Annotated in this window: 16 protein-coding genes; 7 read left to right on the top strand and 9 right to left on the bottom strand. The window is 65.7% G+C overall.

Annotated elements, in window-relative coordinates:
* Nucleotides 1-28 precede the first annotated feature (28 nt).
* Both gor and pgi read right to left on the bottom strand, forming a co-directional pair.
* Nucleotides 29-1375: a glutathione-disulfide reductase gene (gene gor / locus ATE70_RS14255; protein WP_058538541.1), complete on the bottom strand. Its 1347-nt coding sequence runs from the start codon at nucleotides 1373-1375 to the stop codon at nucleotides 29-31.
* A 110-nt stretch (nucleotides 1376-1485) separates the two neighbouring features.
* Nucleotides 1486-2991, bottom strand: a complete 1506-nt coding sequence (gene pgi / locus ATE70_RS14250; protein WP_058538540.1) for a glucose-6-phosphate isomerase — start codon at nucleotides 2989-2991, stop codon at nucleotides 1486-1488.
* 198 nt (nucleotides 2992-3189) lie between these two features.
* Between pgi and lepB the strand changes: the two genes are divergently transcribed.
* From lepB to era, 3 genes are read left to right on the top strand one after another with little or no spacing between them, the layout of a single operon-like run.
* Nucleotides 3190-4008 (top strand): signal peptidase I, encoded by an 819-nt coding sequence (gene lepB, locus ATE70_RS14245; RefSeq protein ID WP_058538624.1) that lies wholly within the window; start codon nucleotides 3190-3192, stop codon nucleotides 4006-4008.
* Nucleotides 4005-4685 carry a ribonuclease III gene (gene rnc, locus ATE70_RS14240; protein WP_058538539.1) on the top strand — a complete coding sequence of 227 codons (681 nt, stop codon included), beginning with the start codon at nucleotides 4005-4007 and terminating at the stop codon, nucleotides 4683-4685. Before lepB ends, rnc begins: the two co-directional genes overlap by 4 nt.
* Nucleotides 4682-5575 carry a GTPase Era gene (era, locus tag ATE70_RS14235; protein WP_056374665.1) on the top strand — a complete coding sequence of 298 codons (894 nt, stop codon included), beginning with the start codon at nucleotides 4682-4684 and terminating at the stop codon, nucleotides 5573-5575. The genes rnc and era overlap by 4 nt, the downstream gene beginning before the upstream one ends.
* Nucleotides 5576-5673: 98 nt before the next feature.
* Here era and ATE70_RS14230 read toward each other — a convergent pair whose 3' ends face one another.
* The 5 genes from ATE70_RS14230 to plsY form a co-directional block, all read right to left on the bottom strand.
* Nucleotides 5674-6699: a lipase family protein gene (locus ATE70_RS14230; protein ID WP_058540038.1), complete on the bottom strand. Its 1026-nt coding sequence runs from the start codon at nucleotides 6697-6699 to the stop codon at nucleotides 5674-5676.
* Nucleotides 6700-6977: 278 nt separating this feature from the next.
* Nucleotides 6978-9542: a type I DNA topoisomerase gene (gene topA, locus ATE70_RS14225; protein ID WP_058538537.1), complete on the bottom strand. Its 2565-nt coding sequence runs from the start codon at nucleotides 9540-9542 to the stop codon at nucleotides 6978-6980.
* A gap of 67 nt (nucleotides 9543-9609) precedes the next feature.
* The gene (locus ATE70_RS14220) at nucleotides 9610-10278 is read right to left on the bottom strand and encodes a hypothetical protein (RefSeq protein WP_058801137.1); all 669 of its coding nucleotides are present in this window, start codon (nucleotides 10276-10278) and stop codon (nucleotides 9610-9612) included.
* A 166-nt stretch (nucleotides 10279-10444) separates the two neighbouring features.
* A complete protein-coding gene (gene dprA, locus ATE70_RS14215; RefSeq protein ID WP_058538535.1) occupies nucleotides 10445-11530 on the bottom strand; it encodes a DNA-processing protein DprA in 1086 nt (361 codons plus the stop codon).
* On the bottom strand, nucleotides 11527-12147 hold the full coding sequence (gene plsY / locus ATE70_RS14210) for a glycerol-3-phosphate 1-O-acyltransferase PlsY (RefSeq protein WP_058538534.1): 621 nt from the start codon (nucleotides 12145-12147) through the stop codon (nucleotides 11527-11529). The genes dprA and plsY overlap by 4 nt, the downstream gene beginning before the upstream one ends.
* Nucleotides 12148-12309: 162 nt before the next feature.
* On the opposite strand from plsY, the gene murI reads away from it, so the two are divergent.
* The 4 genes from murI to ATE70_RS14190 all read left to right on the top strand — a co-directional run bounded on the left by murI (nucleotide 12310) and on the right by ATE70_RS14190 (nucleotide 16486).
* Nucleotides 12310-13116: a glutamate racemase gene (gene murI / locus ATE70_RS14205; protein ID WP_058538533.1), complete on the top strand. Its 807-nt coding sequence runs from the start codon at nucleotides 12310-12312 to the stop codon at nucleotides 13114-13116.
* Between the two features lie 137 nt (nucleotides 13117-13253).
* Nucleotides 13254-14474 (top strand): 5-aminolevulinate synthase, encoded by a 1221-nt coding sequence (gene hemA, locus ATE70_RS14200; protein WP_058538532.1) that lies wholly within the window; start codon nucleotides 13254-13256, stop codon nucleotides 14472-14474.
* Nucleotides 14471-15160, top strand: coding sequence for a nitroreductase family protein (locus tag ATE70_RS14195; RefSeq protein ID WP_058538531.1), 690 nt, complete (start codon nucleotides 14471-14473; stop codon nucleotides 15158-15160). Before hemA ends, ATE70_RS14195 begins: the two co-directional genes overlap by 4 nt.
* A gap of 72 nt (nucleotides 15161-15232) precedes the next feature.
* On the top strand, nucleotides 15233-16486 hold the full coding sequence (locus ATE70_RS14190; protein WP_058538530.1) for a YceI family protein: 1254 nt from the start codon (nucleotides 15233-15235) through the stop codon (nucleotides 16484-16486).
* A gap of 4 nt (nucleotides 16487-16490) precedes the next feature.
* Here the strand turns inward: ATE70_RS14190 and ATE70_RS14185 are convergent, their stop codons facing one another.
* Both ATE70_RS14185 and ATE70_RS14180 read right to left on the bottom strand, forming a co-directional pair.
* On the bottom strand, nucleotides 16491-17081 hold the full coding sequence (locus tag ATE70_RS14185) for a GNAT family N-acetyltransferase (RefSeq protein ID WP_058538529.1): 591 nt from the start codon (nucleotides 17079-17081) through the stop codon (nucleotides 16491-16493).
* 48 nt (nucleotides 17082-17129) lie between these two features.
* Entirely contained in the window at nucleotides 17130-17789 is a 660-nt protein-coding gene (locus ATE70_RS14180) for a class I SAM-dependent methyltransferase (protein WP_058538528.1), read from the bottom strand.
* Between the last annotated feature and the right edge of the window lie 2 nt (nucleotides 17790-17791).

The following is a 17791-nucleotide window of genomic DNA, read 5'->3' as shown; positions in this document are numbered from 1 at the left end:
TAGCGCATGCGGGTTGCGGGCCGAAACCTTATTTCAGCAGCACCAGTTCCTCAGCCATGCTCGGGTGGAGCGCGACGGTGGCGTCGAAATCGGCCTTGGTCAGCCCCGCCTTCACCGCGATCGCCGCCGCCTGCAGGATTTCGGGCGCGTCGGGGCCGATCATGTGCAGGCCGACGACCTGGTCGGTCGCGGCGTTGACGATCATCTTGTACAGCGCGCGCTCGTTGCGGCCCGCGAGGACATTCTTCATCGCGCGAAAATCGCTGGTGTAAACGCGGATCGAGCCGAGCTTGTTGCGCGCCTCGGCCTCGGTCATCCCGACCGCGCCGATCGGCGGATGGCTGAACACCGCGCTCGGGACATTGGCATAGTCGACGACGGTGGGCTTGCCGCCGAACACCGAGTCCGCAAACGCCTGCCCTTCGCGGATCGCCACCGGCGTCAGCTGGATGCGGTTGGTGACGTCGCCGACGGCATAGATGCTCGGCACCGACGACTGGTTGGTCTCGTCGACCTTGATCGCGCCATCCTTGTCGAGTTCGACGCCGACGTCTTCGAGGCCGAGCCCCTTGGTATTCGGCACGCGCCCCGCGGCAACGAGCACCGCGTCGGCCTGGATCGGATCGCTATTTTCCAGATGGACGGTCAGCGAACCGTCGTCATTCTTTTCGATCGACTGGAAGGGCGCGTTGAACTTGAACTCGATGCCCTTGGTCATCGAGATCTGAAGCAAGCGGTCGCGGATCTGCTCGTCATAGCCGCGCAGGATCGTGTCGCCGCGGTTGACGATCGTCACCTTGCTGCCGAATTCGTTGAAAATGCCGGCGAATTCGTTGGCGATGTAGCCGCCGCCCGCGATCACGACGCGCTTCGGCAGCGTTTCGAGGTGGAAGACCTCGTTCGACGTGATCGCATGTTCGCTGCCCGGGAATTCGGGGACGTGCGGCCAGCCGCCGGTCGCGATCAATATCCGCTCGGCGCTGATTTCCTGCCCGTCGGCGAGGCGGACCTTCTGCGGGCCGATCACGGTCGCGCGCGTCTTGAACAGCGTGACCTTATGGTTGTCGAGCGTCTGGCCGTAGAGGCCTTCGAGCCGATCGACCTCGGCGAGCACATTGTCGCGGAGGCGATTCCAGTCGAACTTGCAATCGGGGACGTCCCAGCCGAACTGGCGCGCGTCCTTCAGATCCTCGGCGAAATGCGCGCCGTAAACGAGCAGCTTCTTCGGCACGCAGCCGCGGATGACGCAGGTGCCGCCGACGCGATATTCCTCGGCCAGCGCGACGCGCGCGCCGTGCGAAGCGGCGATGCGCGAGGCGCGAACCCCGCCCGACCCGGCGCCGATGACAAACAGGTCGAAATCAAACTCGCTCATTCAAAACCCCTGATCCTTATGGTCGCGTGTAATTCGCGTCGGCGGCCTATGTGGTTACCCCGGCATGCGATGCCAATCGAATTTTGCGGTCACAGTGATGGAGCGGAGGGCTATTCGCCGCGCGCGGCCTTCATCAGCGCCTGCGTCGCGGCGTCGAATTCGACCGTGCCCTCGGCAAGCCCCTTCGCCATTTCCTTGCCCAGCTCGACCCCGAACTGGTCGAACGGGTTGATGCCGAGCAGCACGGCATTGGCGAACACCCGATGTTCGTAGAAGGCGATCAGCGCGCCGAGGCTGCGCGGCGTGACCTGGTCGAGCAGGATCGTCGTCGACGGACGGTCGCCCGGATAGTTGCGCGCGCCATCCTCGCTGGCGCGCCCCGTCATCAACGCCGCGCCCTGTGCGATGCAGTTGGCGACGAGCGTTTCGTGATGCGCATCGTCGAGCAGATGGTCGGGCTCGCGCGCGACGACGAACTCGACCGGGGTCAAGTGCGTGCCCTGATGCAGCAGCTGGAACACCGCATGCTGCGCGTCGGTGCCGACCCCGCCCCAGGTGATCGGCGCGCTTTCGCGGCCGACGGGCTGGCCGTCCAATGTAACCGACTTGCCGTTCGATTCCATTTCGAGCTGTTGCAGATAGTCGGGAAGCAGACGCAGCCGTTCGTCATAGGCAAAGACCGCGCGCGTCTGGCAGCCGAGGCGGTTCGCATAAATCTGGTCGGCGAAGGCGGCGAGCAGGCAGATATTGTCGGCGCCGTCGGCAAGGCGGAAATGGCGGTCCATCTCGGCAGCGCCCTCGAGCAGGTCGGCAAAAGCGTCCCAGCCGAGCGCGAGCGCGGCGGGAAAGCCGATCGACGACCAGAGCGAATAGCGCCCGCCGACGCTTTCGTTGAACGGCAGGATGCGCGTTTCGTCGATGCCCCACTCGATCGCGCGTTCGGGCTTTGCGGTCAGCGCGATGAAGCGGCCGAGCGGGTCGGTAACCCCGGCTTCTTCGAGCCAGAGCAGCGCCGAATTCGCGTTGAGCAGGGTTTCGGTTGTCGTGAAGGTTTTCGAAGCGACCGCGACCAAAGTATGTTCGGGGCTGAACCGGGCGAAGGCTTCGTCGAGCGCAGCGCCGTCGACGTTCGACACCACCGCGACGTCATAACGGTCGCTGTGGCGGCCGAGCGCGTCGATGAGCAGATCGGGGCCGAGCGCCGATCCGCCGATGCCGATGTGGAGCAGATGGCGGATCTCGCCGAACGCGCCGGCCTCGATCGCGTCGATCATCATCCGCATCCGCTGGTGCAGCGCCTGCGCGGCGTGGACCGACTCCGGCGCACCGTCGCCGCGTTCGGCGCTATGCTCGGCGGCGCGGTCTTCGGTCGGATTGGCGATGCCGCCCGAGAAGAGCGTCTTGCGCCGGCCCCCGAAATCCTGCGCATCGGCGAGGCCCGAGAGAATATCGACAGCCGCCGCATCGAGATGCGTCTTGGCAAAGTCGAAACGGATGTCGGCGACGCTCCGCACCAGCGCCTGCAGGCGCGTTTCGGGGTCGGTGGCGACCAGATCGGTCAGCTTCTGCGGCTGCCAGTTCGAAAGGGCCTGCCAGGCGTCGGATGCGGTTGTCATCGTCTATTGTCCTCGAAGGGGGAGTGAATCGCGGACTTTCTCTAAGCCCACGGCCACCCGCGCGCCAGTGTCGTCCACCGATATTTGCTTGACGTGGCAACCTATTCATCGCCAATGCGCGGCATGACCCAAGCCAGCTTTACCGCCGATGTCACGCCCCCGACCGGACCCGCGCCGTCGTCCCCGACCCCGGCACCGGTGTCCGCCAAGGAAGAGGCGGTCGACACCGTCCGCTTCCTCGCGCTGCTCGCGATCGCGGTGCTGATTTTCCGCAGCTTTTTCCTGTCGCCGTTCAATATCCCGTCGGAATCGATGCAGCCGCGGCTGCTGATCGGCGACTATCTGCTCGTGAACAAGATGGCTTATGGCTATTCGAAATACAGCCTGCCGTTCAGCGCGCCGCTGATCCCGGGCCGGATTTTCGCGCGCACGCCCGAACGCGGCGACGTCGTCGTGTTCAAGGCGCCGCCGGTCGCCGACAATGATTATATCAAGCGCGTGATCGGCCTGCCCGGCGACAGTGTTCAGGTGAAAGAGGGCATTGTCTGGCTGAACGGCAAGCCGCTGAAGCGCGAAGCCATCGCCGATTTCGTCATTCCGGTGACCCCGAACATGGTCGAAGCCTCGCGCATGACGGGCACCCTGCCCTGCTATTCGCCCGAGTTCGAGGAAGTCGCCGCCGACGGCCAGCGCCAGTGCCGCTACAAGCAGTTCAAGGAAACGCTGCCGAGCGGCAAAAGCTATAATATCCTCGACATCACGACGATCCCCGAGGACAATACCCCGCTTGTCGTCGTGCCTGCGGGCCATCTGTTCCTGATGGGCGACAACCGCGACCGCAGCGCCGACAGCCGTTTCCCCGCGATGGAAAATCAGGGCATCGGCCTCGTTCCTGAGGAAAACCTGGTCGGCCACGCACTGGTCGGCATGTTCTCGACCGACGGATCGGCGAGCTGGATCAACCCGATCAGCTGGTTCACCGCCGCGCGCTGGGGCCGCATCGGGGACGGTTTTTGAACGATCCGCTTAACACCGGGGCGCTCGCCGAGATCATCGGCTGCACCCCGGACGACCCGGCGCTCTACGATCTGGCGCTGACGCACGGCAGCACCGGGCGTGCCGATTATCAGCGGCTCGAATTCCTCGGCGACCGCGTGCTCGGGCTCGTCATCGCCTCCGAGCTCTACACGCGCTTTCCCTCGGCGAGCGAGGGCGAGATGTCGTCGCGCCTGCACGTGCTGGCATCGGGCGCGACCTGCGCCGCGATCGCGCAGCGGCTGAAGCTCACCGACCTCGTCCGCTTTGGCGCGCAGGCGCGGAGCGATGGCGGGCGTTACAGCGACAATATCGCCGCTGACGCGATCGAGGCGCTGATCGGCGCGATCTATCTCGACCAAGGCGCCGATGCCGCGCGCCGCTTCGTCCTCACCCACTGGGATGATATGATCGACGGGCAGCAGGAAGCACCCAAGCATCCCAAGGCGGCGCTTCAGGAATGGGCGCTGGCGCGCAAACGCCGCCCACCCGAATATGAAATCATCGCGCGCGAGGGCCCCGACCATGCGCCGCGCTTTCGCATCGCGGTCAGTATCGGCAAGCTCGCGCGTGCCGAAGCCGAGGGCGCCTCAAAACAAGCGGCCGAAAAAGCCGCGGCGGCGGCCTTGCTCGCCGAACTCGAAGGAATGAAGTTATGACCCACCGTTGCGGATTTGTCGCCGTCGTCGGCGCGCCCAACGCGGGCAAATCGACGATCGTCAACGCGCTCGTCGGCCAGAAGGTCGCGATCGTCAGCCCGAAGGCGCAGACGACGCGCACCCGCCTGATGGGCGTTGCGATGGACGGCGAAACGCAGATCGTGCTGATCGACACGCCGGGCATCTTCGCTCCGACGCGCCGGCTCGACCGCGCGATGGTCGCGGCGGCGTGGAACAGCCTCGACCAGGCCGAGGCGATCCTCGTGATGATCGACGCCGCGGCAAAGCTCGGCGAGCGCGCCGAGCGCGTGTTGCAAGGGATCGAGGGGCGGCCCGAAAAGAAGTTCCTCGTCCTCAACAAAGTCGACCTGACCAAGAAGGACAAATTGCTGACGATCGCGACGCAGCTCAACGAGCGCGTCAAATTCGACGAAACCTTCTTCATCTCGGCGAGCACCGGCGACGGCGTTCCCGAACTCAAGGCGACGCTGGCGGCGCTGATGCCCGAAGGCCACTGGCATTTTCCCGAGGACGAGGTCAGCGACGCGCCTGAGCGTATGCTCGCGGCCGAAATCACGCGCGAGCAGCTCTATCGCCAGCTCCACGAGGAACTGCCGTACCAGTCGACCGTCGAGACCGAGAAGTTCACGACGCGCCCCGACGGCAGTGCCGAAATCCACCAGCAAATCCTTGTCGCGCGTGACAACCAGCGCGCGATCATCCTCGGCCACAAGGGCGAGCGGATCAAGGAGATCGGTAGCAAGTCGCGCGCCGAGCTGACCGAGTTATTGGGGCGCAAGGTCCATCTGTTCCTGCACGTCAAGGTCAAGGCGAACTGGGACGAGGACCGCGGCGTCTATCGCGACATGGGGCTTGATTGGGTCGATTGACCCTTTTCTCGTCATTCCCGCGAATGCGGGAATCCCGCCTTTTCCTCGCGGTCGCCGAAACTTGATCCCCGCCTCAGCGAGGATGACGAACAGAGGAGTTAAATCCGCCGGCAGTCGTTCGGCGGCGGGTTGCCATCGAAGCGCGAGGTGATCCAGCCGATCGTTTCCTGCGAACTTTCGCGCGCGCTTGCCCCGTGATCGCCGGTCATGTCGATCCAGCGCAGCGGCGTTCCGCGCCGGCAGACCGATTTGGCGAACTTGCGCGTGACCGCCGGTGCGACGATCGTGTCGTTGCGGCTCTGCGCGATCAGCAGCGGTCCCGGCACGCGCGCGGGATCGACGCTGTTGGTGCGCGCGAAGGAGCCGAAGGGCTCGATCTGCGCGATATCCTTGTTCTTCGTTGCGCGGACGATGGTGAGGATGCCGAGGATGGTGCCGAGCTTCGGCTTCTTGTCGAAGCTCACGCAATTATTCTCGGCGAGCCGGTGAATGATGCCCTGGTTCGTACGGTTGGCGATCGAGTCGAGGGAAAAGCCGTAGAGCGTCGACCAGCTGTGCAGCGTGAAGGACAAGAGCAGCGCGCGCGCATTCTTGTCGCTGCCTTCGCGGAGATTGGCGGCGAGATCGGTTGGCGGGGCCGCCGCCGCGGTCGCGATGAGCCGCAAATCGGGGGCATAGGACCGCGCGGCGATTGCGGTCCAGAGCGCTGCATGGCCTCCCTGCGATTCACCCCAGACCGCAAAATCGGCGCCGGCAGCAGCGCCGGGGATTTCGCGCGCCGCACGCACGCCGTCGAGGACCGACTGCGCTGTGTCCGGGCCGACGAGGAACGGATGCATCGTCGGGTTGGCAAGGCCGATATAATCGGGCGCGACGACGACATAACCGCTGCGCACCGCATCGATCCCCGCGGTGGCGGCGAAGAAATTCGGGCTGAGCGAGGGCGCGCATTTCTCGGCGACGCCCCAGGCGCCGTGGGTCCAGGCGATCACGCGGCGCGGACGCGGCGGGATCGCCTCCATCGGCGCAGCGACAATGCCGGTAACGGCGAAGCGCGTCCCACTTCCGTTGGTGGTCCAATATTGCACGCGCCACGCCTGCACGCCCGGCGGCGCGTCGGTCATGGGCTGGGCGGAGATCAAATATCGGGAAGACTGCGCCGCGGCGGGCAACGAAAATACCGAGAATATGGTAAGCAGGGCGGCGGCAAGCAGGTGGCGCATGGACAGTCTCCCGGGTGACCACCGTAACACGGCTTGGCAGCGACGGGAACGCGGACTGTAACGTCCCCCAAAAATTCGTCATTCCCGCGAAAGCGGGAACCCAGCGAGCAACTGTTGCAGCTGGGTTCCCGCTTTCGCGGGAATGACGAGATAAAGGGGCGAACGCCTGTCCGCCGGCGTTATTCGGCCGCCTTCTTCTTCGCCGGAGCCTTCTTTGCAGGCGCTTTCTTGGCTGGGGCCTTCTTCGCCGCAGCCTTCTTTGGCGCTGCTTTCTTCTTGCCCTTCGCCGGCCCCTTTGCCGCGCGTGCGTCGATCAGCGCGATCGCCTCTTCGAGCGTCAGCGTCGCGGTGTCGGCGCTCTTGGGCAGCGTCGCGTTGGTCGTGCCGTCGGTGACATAGGGACCGAAGCGTCCTTCCATCAGCTTCATCTCGCCGCCGCTCGTCGGATGCGGGCCGAAGGTGTTGAGCGGTTCGGCCTTGGTGCGGCCGCGCCCGCCGCCGGCTGCCGCTTCGGCGATGCGGACGACCGCGGTGTTCATGCCGATGTCAAAGATTTCGGCGGTGCCGGTCAGCTTCGCATATTTGCCGTCGTGAAGCAGATAGGGGCCATAGCGCCCCAGCCCCGCCATGATCGGCTTGCCGCTTTCGGGGTGCACCCCGACCTCGCGCGGCAGGTTCAAGAGCCGGCTCGCATAATCGAGATCGAAATCCTCGCCCGGGATATCCTTCGGGATCGACGAGCGCTTTGCCTCCTTGCCGTCGCCGAGCTGGATATAGGGACCGAAACGCCCGCTGCGCTTGGTAACCTCCAGCCCGGACTCGGGGTCGGTGCCCATCGTCTCGGGGCCGGTATCGGCACCGTCACTGCCGCCCGGCTGCGCAAATTTCCGTGTATATTTGCAGTCGGGGTAATTGCTGCACGCGATGAACGGCCCGAACTTGCCGCCGCGCAGCGCCAGCTTGCCGGTGCCGCAATTGGGGCAGATGCGCGGGTCGCTGCCGTCGCCCTTGTCGGGGAAGAGATAGGGGCCGAGGAATTCGTCGAGCGCCGCGGTAATCTCCGACGGCTTCTGCTCCATCACCTCGCCGGTGCGCGGCTTAAAGTCGCGCCAGAAGCGTTCGAGCACCGCCTGCCACTGTGCGCGGCCGCCCGACACGTCGTCGAGCTCTTCCTCGAGCCCGGCGGTGTAATCATATTCGACATAGCGCGCAAAAAAGCGTTCGAGGAACGCCGTCAGCAACCGCCCGCTTTCTTCCGGAATGAAGCGATTCTTTTCGACCGTCACATAGGCGCGATCCTTCAGAACCTGCAGGATCGCCGCCCAGGTCGAAGGACGCCCAATCCCCAGCTCTTCCATCTTCTTGACCATGCTGGCTTCGGAATAGCGCGGCGGCGGCTGGGTTTCGTGGCTTTCGACCTCGACCCCCGTCTTCGCGGGTGCATCGCCCCTGGCCATGGCGGGCAGCAGGCGTGCGTCGTCATCGTCGTTGCTGTCGTCGCGGCCTTCGTCGTACAGCGCCAGAAAGCCGGGAAATTTGATGACCTGTCCGGTGGCGCGCATCATCGTTTTTCCGGTGCCGTCGGTCAGGTCGATGCTGGTCCGCTCCAACCGCGCCGAGGCCATCTGGCTCGCCATCGCGCGCTTCCAGATCAGCTCGTACAGCCGCGCATGATCGCCGCTGCCCGCCTTGTCTTTTGAAAAGTCGGTCGGACGGATCGCTTCGTGCGCCTCCTGGGCATTTTTTGCCTTGGTCTGATAGAGACGCGGCTTGTCAGGGACATAGCCGCCGTCATAGCGGTTCGCGATCGCGGCACGCGCCACGCTGATCGCGGCACCGTCCATCTGGACGCCGTCGGTTCGCATGTAAGTGATCGCGCCGTCTTCATAGAGTCCTTGCGCGACCCGCATCGTGTGGCTGGCGGAAAAACCCAGCTTGCGCGCGGCCTCCTGTTGCAGCGTCGACGTCGTGAAGGGCGGCGGCGGGTTGCGCGTGAGCGGCTTGGTCTCGACCGCATCGACCGTGAAATGCCCCGCCTTCACATCGGCTTCGGCGGCGCGCGCATCGGCTTCGCTGGTGATCGACAGCCGCTCGATCTTGTCGCCGCGCCATTGCGCAAGGCGCGCCTTGAACGGCGTGCCCGACATTTCGAACAGGCCGGTGATCGACCAATATTGCTGCGCAACAAAGGCTTCGATTTCGCGCTCGCGTTCGACGATCATGCGCAGCGTCACCGACTGGACGCGGCCCGCCGACTTGGCGCCGGGCAGCTTGCGCCACAGCACCGGCGACAGGGTGAAGCCGACGAGATAGTCGAGCGCGCGGCGGGCACGATAGGCGTCGATCAGATCGTCGTCGAGCGCGCGCGGCTGCGCCATCGCGGTGAGCACCGCATCCTTGGTGATCGCGTTGAAGGTGACGCGGTCGACCTCGGCGGGGAGCGCCTTTTTGCTGCGCAGCAATTCCTGCACGTGCCAGCTGATCGCTTCGCCCTCGCGATCAGGGTCAGTCGCGAGAATCAATCGGTCGGCGGTCTTCGCCGCGTCCTGGATTTCCTTCATCCGCTTCGTCTTGTCGGGATACAGCTGCCACTGCATCGCGAAGCCGTCGTCGGGATCGACCGACCCGTCCTTGGGCGGCAGGTCGCGGACATGGCCGTAGGACGCCAGCACTTTGAAATCGCGCCCCAGATATTTCTCGATCGTCTTCGCCTTTGCGGGCGATTCCACAATTACCAATTGCATGAAAAACCTTTAGTCCTAGCTGTCCCTTACGTACGTACGCGTGAGGGTGGCGCCGACGGGCGCCGCGTCAACCGAAAATTTCCTGTAACGTCGATGCCGGTTGCTCGATGTTCAAGAGCAGCGCCACCGCGGCCAGATAGCTCCCCACAATACCGATCGCCGCGGCCAGATTCGTCGCCACCAGCCACCCGAACCCATATTCAAACGCCAGAGCCGGCGCCGCGATCTCGACCGCCAACGGCGCCACCGATAGCGCGAACAGGATCAACCCGACGCCAAGCGCGGCGGGCCAATGCACCGCAAGCATATCCCAGCTCCGCTGCATCGCCGCGCGGCGGCCGCCCTCGTCGCGCACGAGCAACGCGCCGGCGAGATACCAGCGCGCAAAGACATAGAGCCCGGGCAATATCAGGAGGACGAGCCCCAACAACACGCCGAGCCCGACCAACAGGCCCTGCAAATAGACGCTCAGCGAATTGGCGGCCGACATGGCGGCGGCAATTCCAGCCTGCGCAAGGGCTTCGCGGGTGATCCAGACCTGAACGAAGGTGATGGCAATGCCATAGACAATCAGGATTCCGCTGCCGTTGCCACCCGTCCGCTCGATGGCAACATCCGACGCAACCCCCGCTGTCGCGGTTGCCAGCCAGGCAACCAAAACGGTGCCCGGCATGGCGACCGCCATATCCCATGTCCGCCGCAAAGTGGGGACGAGCAAACTCGCATCATATTGCATTTACCGACGTTCCCCCTTCGCCCGACTGCGTGCGAGGGTGGCGGGGATCGCTTGATTCCGTCAAGCCGGATTTTGCATCAACTGCCTGCCATTTGAAATCGGTGGGCAGGAGGCATTTGCCCGCGTCATATTTGCCGACGCTGCGGATGATTTCCCGATCGTCGGGTCATACGAGCGAAATCTTCGCTCCGGCATGGCGCTCGACGCGCCCCGCCAGCTCGAGTTCGAGCAGGACGAGCTGGACGGTCGCCGCCGCCTGCCCCGACTGCCGCACCAGCTCATCGACCGCGACGGGCGTCGGGCCGAGCAGGTCGATCAGCGACCGGCGTTCGCCCTCGCCGGCATCGATCGGCGCGGGCGCGGCGGCGTAACGCTGCACCGGTTCGCGGACCATGCGCGCGTCGATCGGCCCGACCGCTTCGAGCACATCGTCGACCGTCTGGATCAGCGTCGCGCCCTCGCGGATCAGCATGTTGCAGCCCTGCGCGCGCGGGTCGAGCGGCGAGCCCGGCACCGCCATCACCTCGCGGCCATAGTCGCCGGCTCGGCGCGCGGTGATCAGCGATCCCGACCGGGGCGCGGCTTCGATTACCACCGTGCCGTGCGCGATCCCCGCGATGATGCGGTTACGCGACGGGAAGTGACGCGCGAGCGGCTCGGTTCCGGGCGGCTGTTCGGCGATCAGCAATTGGTCGCTCGCGATCTTTTCCTGCAGCGCGGCGTTTTCGGGCGGAAAGGCGATGTCGATTCCGCTCGCGATGACGCCAACGGTCGATCCGCCGAGCGCGCCGATATGCGCGGCGGTGTCGACCCCGCGCGCCAGCCCGCTAATCACGGTCACGTCGCGCGCCGCCAGATCGGCGGCGAGCTGCCGCGCGAAGCGGCACGCGATCGCCGACGCATTGCGCGCGCCGACGATCGCGACGCACGGGCGCCGCAGCATCGCGGTATCGCCGCGCACGACGACGACGGGCGGCGCCCCCTCGACCTCGCGCAGCATCGGCGAATAATCATCCTCGTCGCTGAAGATATGGCGCGCGCCCAATTGGGCCACGCGCTCGATCTCACGCTCGGCGACCTCGACCGGTGCGATGCGCGCCTTCCCTGCCCCGCCGCGCAGGACGAGATCGGGCAGCGCATTGAGCGCGGCCTCGCCCGACCCGAAACGCAGCATCAACTGGTGCCAGCTGACCGGGCCGACATGCGGCGTGCGGATCAGCCGCAGCCGCGCCAGCCGTTCGGCGTCGGTCACGCTCCGCCGGCTCCTTTGGGGCCGTCTTTCTTTCCGCCGACCCGCGGCTCGGTCCCGGCGCGCAGCCGTGCGATATTTTCGCGGTGCCGCCACAATACGATCACCGCGAGACCGGCAAGGCCAATGGCATAGACCTGATGGCCGAAGGCGAGCGCGGCGATCGGTGCCGACACCGCGCCGAGTATCCCGCCGAGCGACGAGATGCGGAGCAACAGGACGGTGCCGAGCCACACGACGGCGAACACCAGCCCGATCGGCCAGGCGAGCGCGAGCGCAAGGCCCAGCAATGTCGCAACGCCCTTCCCGCCGCGGAATTTCAGCCACACGGGATAGCAATGGCCGATCATCGCCGCGGCGCCCGCGATCATCGCGGCATGGTCGCCGAGTTCGGGGACGAAATGGCGCGCGAGCAGCACCGCGACAGCGCCCTTTGCGCCGTCGAGGATCAGCGTCGCCGCCGCCAGCCCCTTGCGCCCGGTGCGCAACACATTGGTCGCCCCGATATTGCCCGACCCGATCTGGCGGAGGTCGCCCGCACCGAACAGGCGCGTCAGGATGACGCCGAACGGGATCGATCCCAACAGGTAGCCCGCGGCAATCAGCAAATATAAAGTCATGACGCTCCCCGCTCCGTTCGGCGCCAGTGTGGCGATGTTGGACGATGCAATCAACGGATTCGAACAAGTTGGCCGCCAAAACGGATTAACCCGTCGCCCCCGCGTTCGAGGGGCGACGGGAAGCAATTGAGCACCGCTCTTTGCGCTGCTAGGCGAAAGCCCATGAACGCTCCCGCGCCCGATGCCCCCATTCTCTTCTTCGACAGCGGCCTTGGCGGGCTCACCGTGCTGGGTCCAACCCGCGCGCTGCTTCCGACCGCGCCGTTCGTCTACGCCGCCGATTATGCCGGGCTGCCCTATGGCAAGAAGAGCAACGACGAACTCGCCGCGCGGGTGCCCGCGCTGCTCGGGCGACTCGTCGAACGCTATCAGCCACGGCTCGCGGTCATCGCGTGCAACACCGCTTCGACGATCGCGCTCGCCCATGTCCGCGCCGCACTCGACCTGCCGATCGTCGGGACGGTGCCCGCGATCAAGCCCGCCGCCGAGCTGACCAAAAGCGGCGTCATCGGCGTGCTCGGGACCGAGGCGACAGTACGCCAGCCCTATGTCGACGACCTCAGCGCCAAGTTTGCCGCCGGCAAGACCGTGCTGCGCCACGGGAGCCCCGGCCTCGTCACCGGCGCCGAGGCGAAGCTGCGCGGCGAGGCGGTCGATCCCCACGTGATCGCGCGCGCGATTGCGGGCCTGCGCGACCAGCCCGGCGGCGACCGGATCGACGTGATCGTCCTCGCCTGCACGCATTTTCCGTTGTTGCAGGACGAATTGCAGGCTGCGGCGGGGCCGGAAGTGACCCTGATTGATGGCGCCGCGGGCATCGCACGGCGCATCGCCTATCTGACCGAAGGCCAGCCGTGGCCCGCCGCGGCCGCCCCCGGTGTCGCGGTCTTTACCCGCAGCGACGACCACCCGCCCTCGCCGCTCGCCGCGCTGGCTCCCTATGGCATCGGCTCGATCGAGACGATCTGATAGGACAATTTGTCCCATAAGTTGCGAATCGTTCGCACTGGATTTCAGCCAGATTCGGCGTTATTGGCCCGCCTGTTAATAACCGCCGGAGGGAGCGGTTAAACAGCTGCATTAGCACCTGACTGCGGGGCTGAAACGTGAACTATAACGACATCTTCGCTCGGGCAATCGACCGGCTGCATGAAGAAGGACGCTACCGCGTCTTTATCGACATCCTGCGTAATCGCGGTGCTTTTCCGAACGCACGCTGCTTTGCCGGCCATAACGGGCCGAAGCCGATCACCGTGTGGTGCTCGAACGATTATCTCGCGATGGGCCAGCATCCCAAGGTCATCGAGGCGATGGAAGGCGCGCTGCACGACGTCGGCGCGGGTTCGGGCGGTACGCGCAACATCGGCGGCAATACGCACTACCATATCGACCTCGAGCACGAACTCGCCGACCTCCACGGCAAGGACGGCGCGCTGCTCTTCACCTCGGGCTATATCTCGAACGAAGCGACGCTCGGCACGCTCGGCAAGCTGCTCCCGAACTGCATCATCTATTCGGACGAACTCAACCACGCGTCGATGATCGCGGGCATCCGCAACTCGGGCTGCGAAAAGCGCGTGTGGCGGCACAACGACCTCGAACATCTCGAGGAACTGCTCGCCGCCGACGATCCCGAGGCGGCGAAGCTGATCGCGTTCGAAAGCGTCTATTCGATGGACGGCGACGTCGCCCCGATCCACGCGATCTGTGACCTCGCCGACAAATATAATGCGCTGACCTATTGCGACGAAGTCCATGCCGTCGGCATGTACGGCCCGCGCGGCGGCGGCATTTCGGACCGCGATGAAGCGGCCGATCGCATCACCATCATCGAGGGCACGCTCGGCAAGGCGTTCGGCGTGATGGGCGGCTATATCGCCGCCGACAAGAATATCATCGACGTGATCCGCAGCTATGCGCCGGGCTTCATCTTCACGACCAGCCTGTCGCCGGTGCTCGTCGCGGGTGTGCTCGCGAGCGTGCGCCACCTGAAGGCGTCGAGCGTCGAGCGCGACGCGCAGCAGGAAGCCGCGGCTTACCTCAAGCAATGCTTCCGCGACGCCGGCCTGCCGGTGATGGATTCGACGACGCACATCGTCCCGCTGATGGTCGGCGACCCGGTGCGCGCGAAGAAGATCAGCGATATCCTGCTCGCCGAATATGGCGTCTATGTGCAGCCGATCAATTTCCCGACCGTGCCGCGCGGCACCGAACGCCTGCGCTTCACCCCGGGGCCGGCGCATGACGAGGCGATGATGCGCGAGCTGACGAGCGCGCTGGTCGAGATCTGGGACCGCCTCGAACTGCAGCTTCAGAAGGCCGCGTGACGACGGCACCCGGTTTCGATGACGTCGTCGTCGGACGCCGCTCGATCCGCGGCTTCCTCGACAAGCCCGTACCCAAGACGCTGATCGCCGAGATCCTTGAGGTCGCGATGCGCGCGCCCTCCTCGTTCAATAACCAGTGCTGGAATTTCTCGGTCGTCACCGGCGCGCCGCTCGCGGCGATCCGGCGGGGCAACACCGAAGGCATTCTTGCTGGGAAGCCCGACAGCCGCGAATTTCGCCGCTTCGACGGCATCGCCGACGATCATCGCGGCCGCCAGATCGAGATCGCCAAGCAACTCTTTGGCGCAATGGGAATCGCGCGCGACGACAAGGATGCGCGGCAGGACTGGGTGCTGCGCGGTTTCCGCCAGTTCGACGCGCCGGTGAGCGTCGTCGTCACCTATGACCGCGTCCTGCTCGGTAGCGACATCGCGCCCTTCGATTGCGGTGCCGTCACCAACGCGCTGGTCAACGCCGCCTGGTCGCGCGGGCTCGGCTGCGTGATCAACAGCCAGGGCATCATGCAAAGCCCCGTCGTGCGCGAACATGCGCGCATCCCCGACGATCAGGTCATCATGATCTGCGTCGCGATGGGCTGGCCCGATGCCGATTTCCCGGCCAATGCGGTGGTATCGAACCGCAAGGGCGTCGATGACGCGGTGCGCTTCGTCGGTTTCGACGATTAGCGCCCCTTCGACAAGATCGGCATGACTCGATAGGGTGTGGGGCGAATCCCTCCCTGCTCGCGAAAGATTATCATGCCGACACAGCGTTATAGCTATACCGCCATCACGCTTCACTGGCTCATCGCACTGCTGCTGGCCTTCCAGATCGCGCTCGGCTGGGCGCTCGAGGGGAACAACAGCCCCGAATTGTTCGCGCGATACCAGTTGCACAAATCGATCGGCATCACGATCCTGCTGCTCAGCCTTGCGCGCCTTGCGGCGCGCCTGTTCACACCGCGCCCGCCCGCATCCGACGGCCCGGTATGGACGCGCGCGCTCGCCAGCACGGTCCACTGGCTTTTCTACCTGGTGATGATCCTCGGCCCCCTCACGGGGTGGCTGCTCGTCTCAACCGCGCGGGTTCAGGTGCCGACTTTGCTCTACGGCCTCATCCCCTGGCCACACCTGCCCGTTGGCCGGAGCTGGCACGAGCCCGCGGAATCGATCCACGGCGCGATGGCTTGGCTCGCGATCGGACTGTTCGCGCTCCATATCGCGGGTGCGCTGCGTCACCAGTGGCTGCTCGGCAAGCCCGAACTCCAACGAATGCTTCCCTTTGCGCGCGGCAAGGCCGCGGGGGTCGCCATCGGCGCGCTGGCGCTCGTCGGTGCTGCTTTTGTCGCGGGCCAGACGGTCTATCCCGAACGGCCCCGGCCCGCTGCCGAAAAAGCGGCGCCGCCTCCGGTCGCCACGCCAACCACATCGGCTACCGTTCCCGTAGCGAAGGATGACGAAACGACGGCGATCGAGGCGGCGGAGGAAGTGCCGGAGGATACAGCCCAGCCGCTCGCCGACTGGACGGTCGCGCCCGGCGGACGGCTCGGCTTTACGGCGCGTTGGAACGGCGAGGCGGTCGATGGCCGTTTCGATCGCTGGCGCGCCGCGATCCGTTTCAGCCCCGACGAGCTTGCCAAATCGACCATTCGCGTCACGGTCGACCTCGCTTCGGCCGACACCGGCGACGGCCAGCGCGACGATTCGCTGAAGAGCAGCGATTTCTTCGATGTCGTCGCGCACCCGAGCGCGGTCTTTGCCGCGCGCGACATCCGCCACCTTGGCGGGGACAAATATGAAGCGCGCGGCACGCTCGACCTGCGCGGCGCCAGCAAGCCCGCGACCCTGCGCTTCACGCTGCGTATCGACGGTGACCGCGCGCGTGTTTTCGGAACCGCGCGCATCGACCGCACTGCCTTCGGTGTCGGCCAGGGCGAATGGGCAGCAACCGACGCGATCGCCGCCGCGGTGGATATCGCCTTTTCCTTCAACGCGACGCGCCCGGCGTCCTGATCGATCAGGATGACGGGCGCTTCATGCCCCAGAAATGCGGGCCGCCGGGGACGTCCCACTCCACTTGCGTGATGAAGCCCAGCCGCTCGTAGAGAGGTACATTTTCGGGCGTCGCGGTCTCCAGCCAACAGGGCAGACCTTCGGCATCCGCAACAGCGGTCTGCGCGCGGATAATCCGCCCGCCATGCCCCTTGCCCTGATGCCCGGGGCGGACGCCGACATAATGGAGATACCAGAAGCGCCCCTTGGGCCGGTGGGCATCGATGCTGCCCTGCACCTTCAGCCCGCGCGGCAAGGCGGTGCCGAAGGTCGCAACGAGCGGGATCACGGTGCGCAGGAATTCGACTGTACCGCTATGCGCCTGTCCCGGTGTGCGCCAGAGCGCCGCCGCCTCGTCGTCCGGCGAGCGCAGCGCGATCCCGGCACGGGCGTCGGCAGGAACGAGGGTCCGAAACAGGCTGCGGAGCGCGCGGGCGCGATGATCGGGATCGGGCAAGATCCACGATAGCGCGGGGTCGGTCTGAAAGGCCTGCGCCAGCGTTTCGGCAATCGACGGCAGTTCGGCGACCCCCGCCGGCAAGATCATATCGGTCATTGCGCCTCCCCCAAATGAGAGGAGCAGCTGTTGCGCCGCTTGGCAAGGCTAGCGCGGGCGTTTGTCGAGCCGCAGCGCCCACGCATAGCCGCGATAAAGGCGCGTCACCGCGAGCCGCGCGCCGGCGTCGTTCGCAGCCTCGCGCGCGGCTTCGATCAACAGCGCGCGCGGCTCGACATGAAAGCGTGCGAGCCAGGCGAACAGCGCACCGCGGAACCAGTCGGGCATATCCTCCTGTTGCCCGAAATCGACAATGTGCAGCGATCCATAGGTCGACAGATGGCACATCGCTTCGCGGATCGCGCCTTGCCAGTCGGGGATCATCGACAGCGTATAGCTTTGAAAGATGCGGTCGAAACTAGCGGTGCGGAACAGCGCGTTCGGATCGAAACCCGTCGCGTCGGCCTGCGCCACGCTCACCCTTCGGGTCAGCCCCGCGTGGGCGATCGCGGCGCGCGCGGTCTTCAGCATTTCTTCCGAAATATCGATGCCATGGAATTTCGCGCCGGGCCAGCAGCGCGCCGCCGCGATCAGGTTGCGCCCGGTGCCGCAGCCGATTTCCAGCACATGCCCGCCGACCGGCGGCGTCAGCTCGTCGATCAACCGGTCGCGCCCCAGCAGATAATATTTGCGCGTCAGGTCATAGATATGCCGCTGACCGCGATAGACGCCGTCCATACGTGCGGCGTGACCCTCCCCCCCGGTCATGG

The organism is Sphingopyxis sp. H053 (assembly GCF_001468225.1).
Taxonomy (GTDB): domain Bacteria; phylum Pseudomonadota; class Alphaproteobacteria; order Sphingomonadales; family Sphingomonadaceae; genus Sphingopyxis.
The sequence above is the reverse complement of the archived record's forward strand: the minus strand, read 5'-3'. Positions and strand labels throughout refer to the sequence as shown.

Coding starts and splice junctions, on each gene's coding strand:
- gor (WP_058538541.1), bottom strand. CDS start 1,375: ATGAGCGAGTTTGATTTCGACCTGTTTGTCATCGGCGCCGGGTCGGGC.
- pgi (WP_058538540.1), bottom strand. CDS start 2,991: ATGACAACCGCATCCGACGCCTGGCAGGCCCTTTCGAACTGGCAGCCG.
- era (WP_056374665.1), top strand. CDS start 4,682: ATGACCCACCGTTGCGGATTTGTCGCCGTCGTCGGCGCGCCCAACGCG.
- ATE70_RS14230 (WP_058540038.1), bottom strand. CDS start 6,699: ATGACCGACGCGCCGCCGGGCGTGCAGGCGTGGCGCGTGCAATATTGG.
- topA (WP_058538537.1), bottom strand. CDS start 9,542: ATGCAATTGGTAATTGTGGAATCGCCCGCAAAGGCGAAGACGATCGAG.
- ATE70_RS14220 (WP_058801137.1), bottom strand. CDS start 10,278: ATGCAATATGATGCGAGTTTGCTCGTCCCCACTTTGCGGCGGACATGG.
- plsY (WP_058538534.1), bottom strand. CDS start 12,147: ATGACTTTATATTTGCTGATTGCCGCGGGCTACCTGTTGGGATCGATC.
- murI (WP_058538533.1), top strand. CDS start 12,310: ATGAACGCTCCCGCGCCCGATGCCCCCATTCTCTTCTTCGACAGCGGC.
- ATE70_RS14190 (WP_058538530.1), top strand. CDS start 15,233: ATGCCGACACAGCGTTATAGCTATACCGCCATCACGCTTCACTGGCTC.
- ATE70_RS14185 (WP_058538529.1), bottom strand. CDS start 17,081: ATGACCGATATGATCTTGCCGGCGGGGGTCGCCGAACTGCCGTCGATT.
- ATE70_RS14180 (WP_058538528.1), bottom strand. CDS start 17,789: ATGACCGGGGGGGAGGGTCACGCCGCACGTATGGACGGCGTCTATCGC.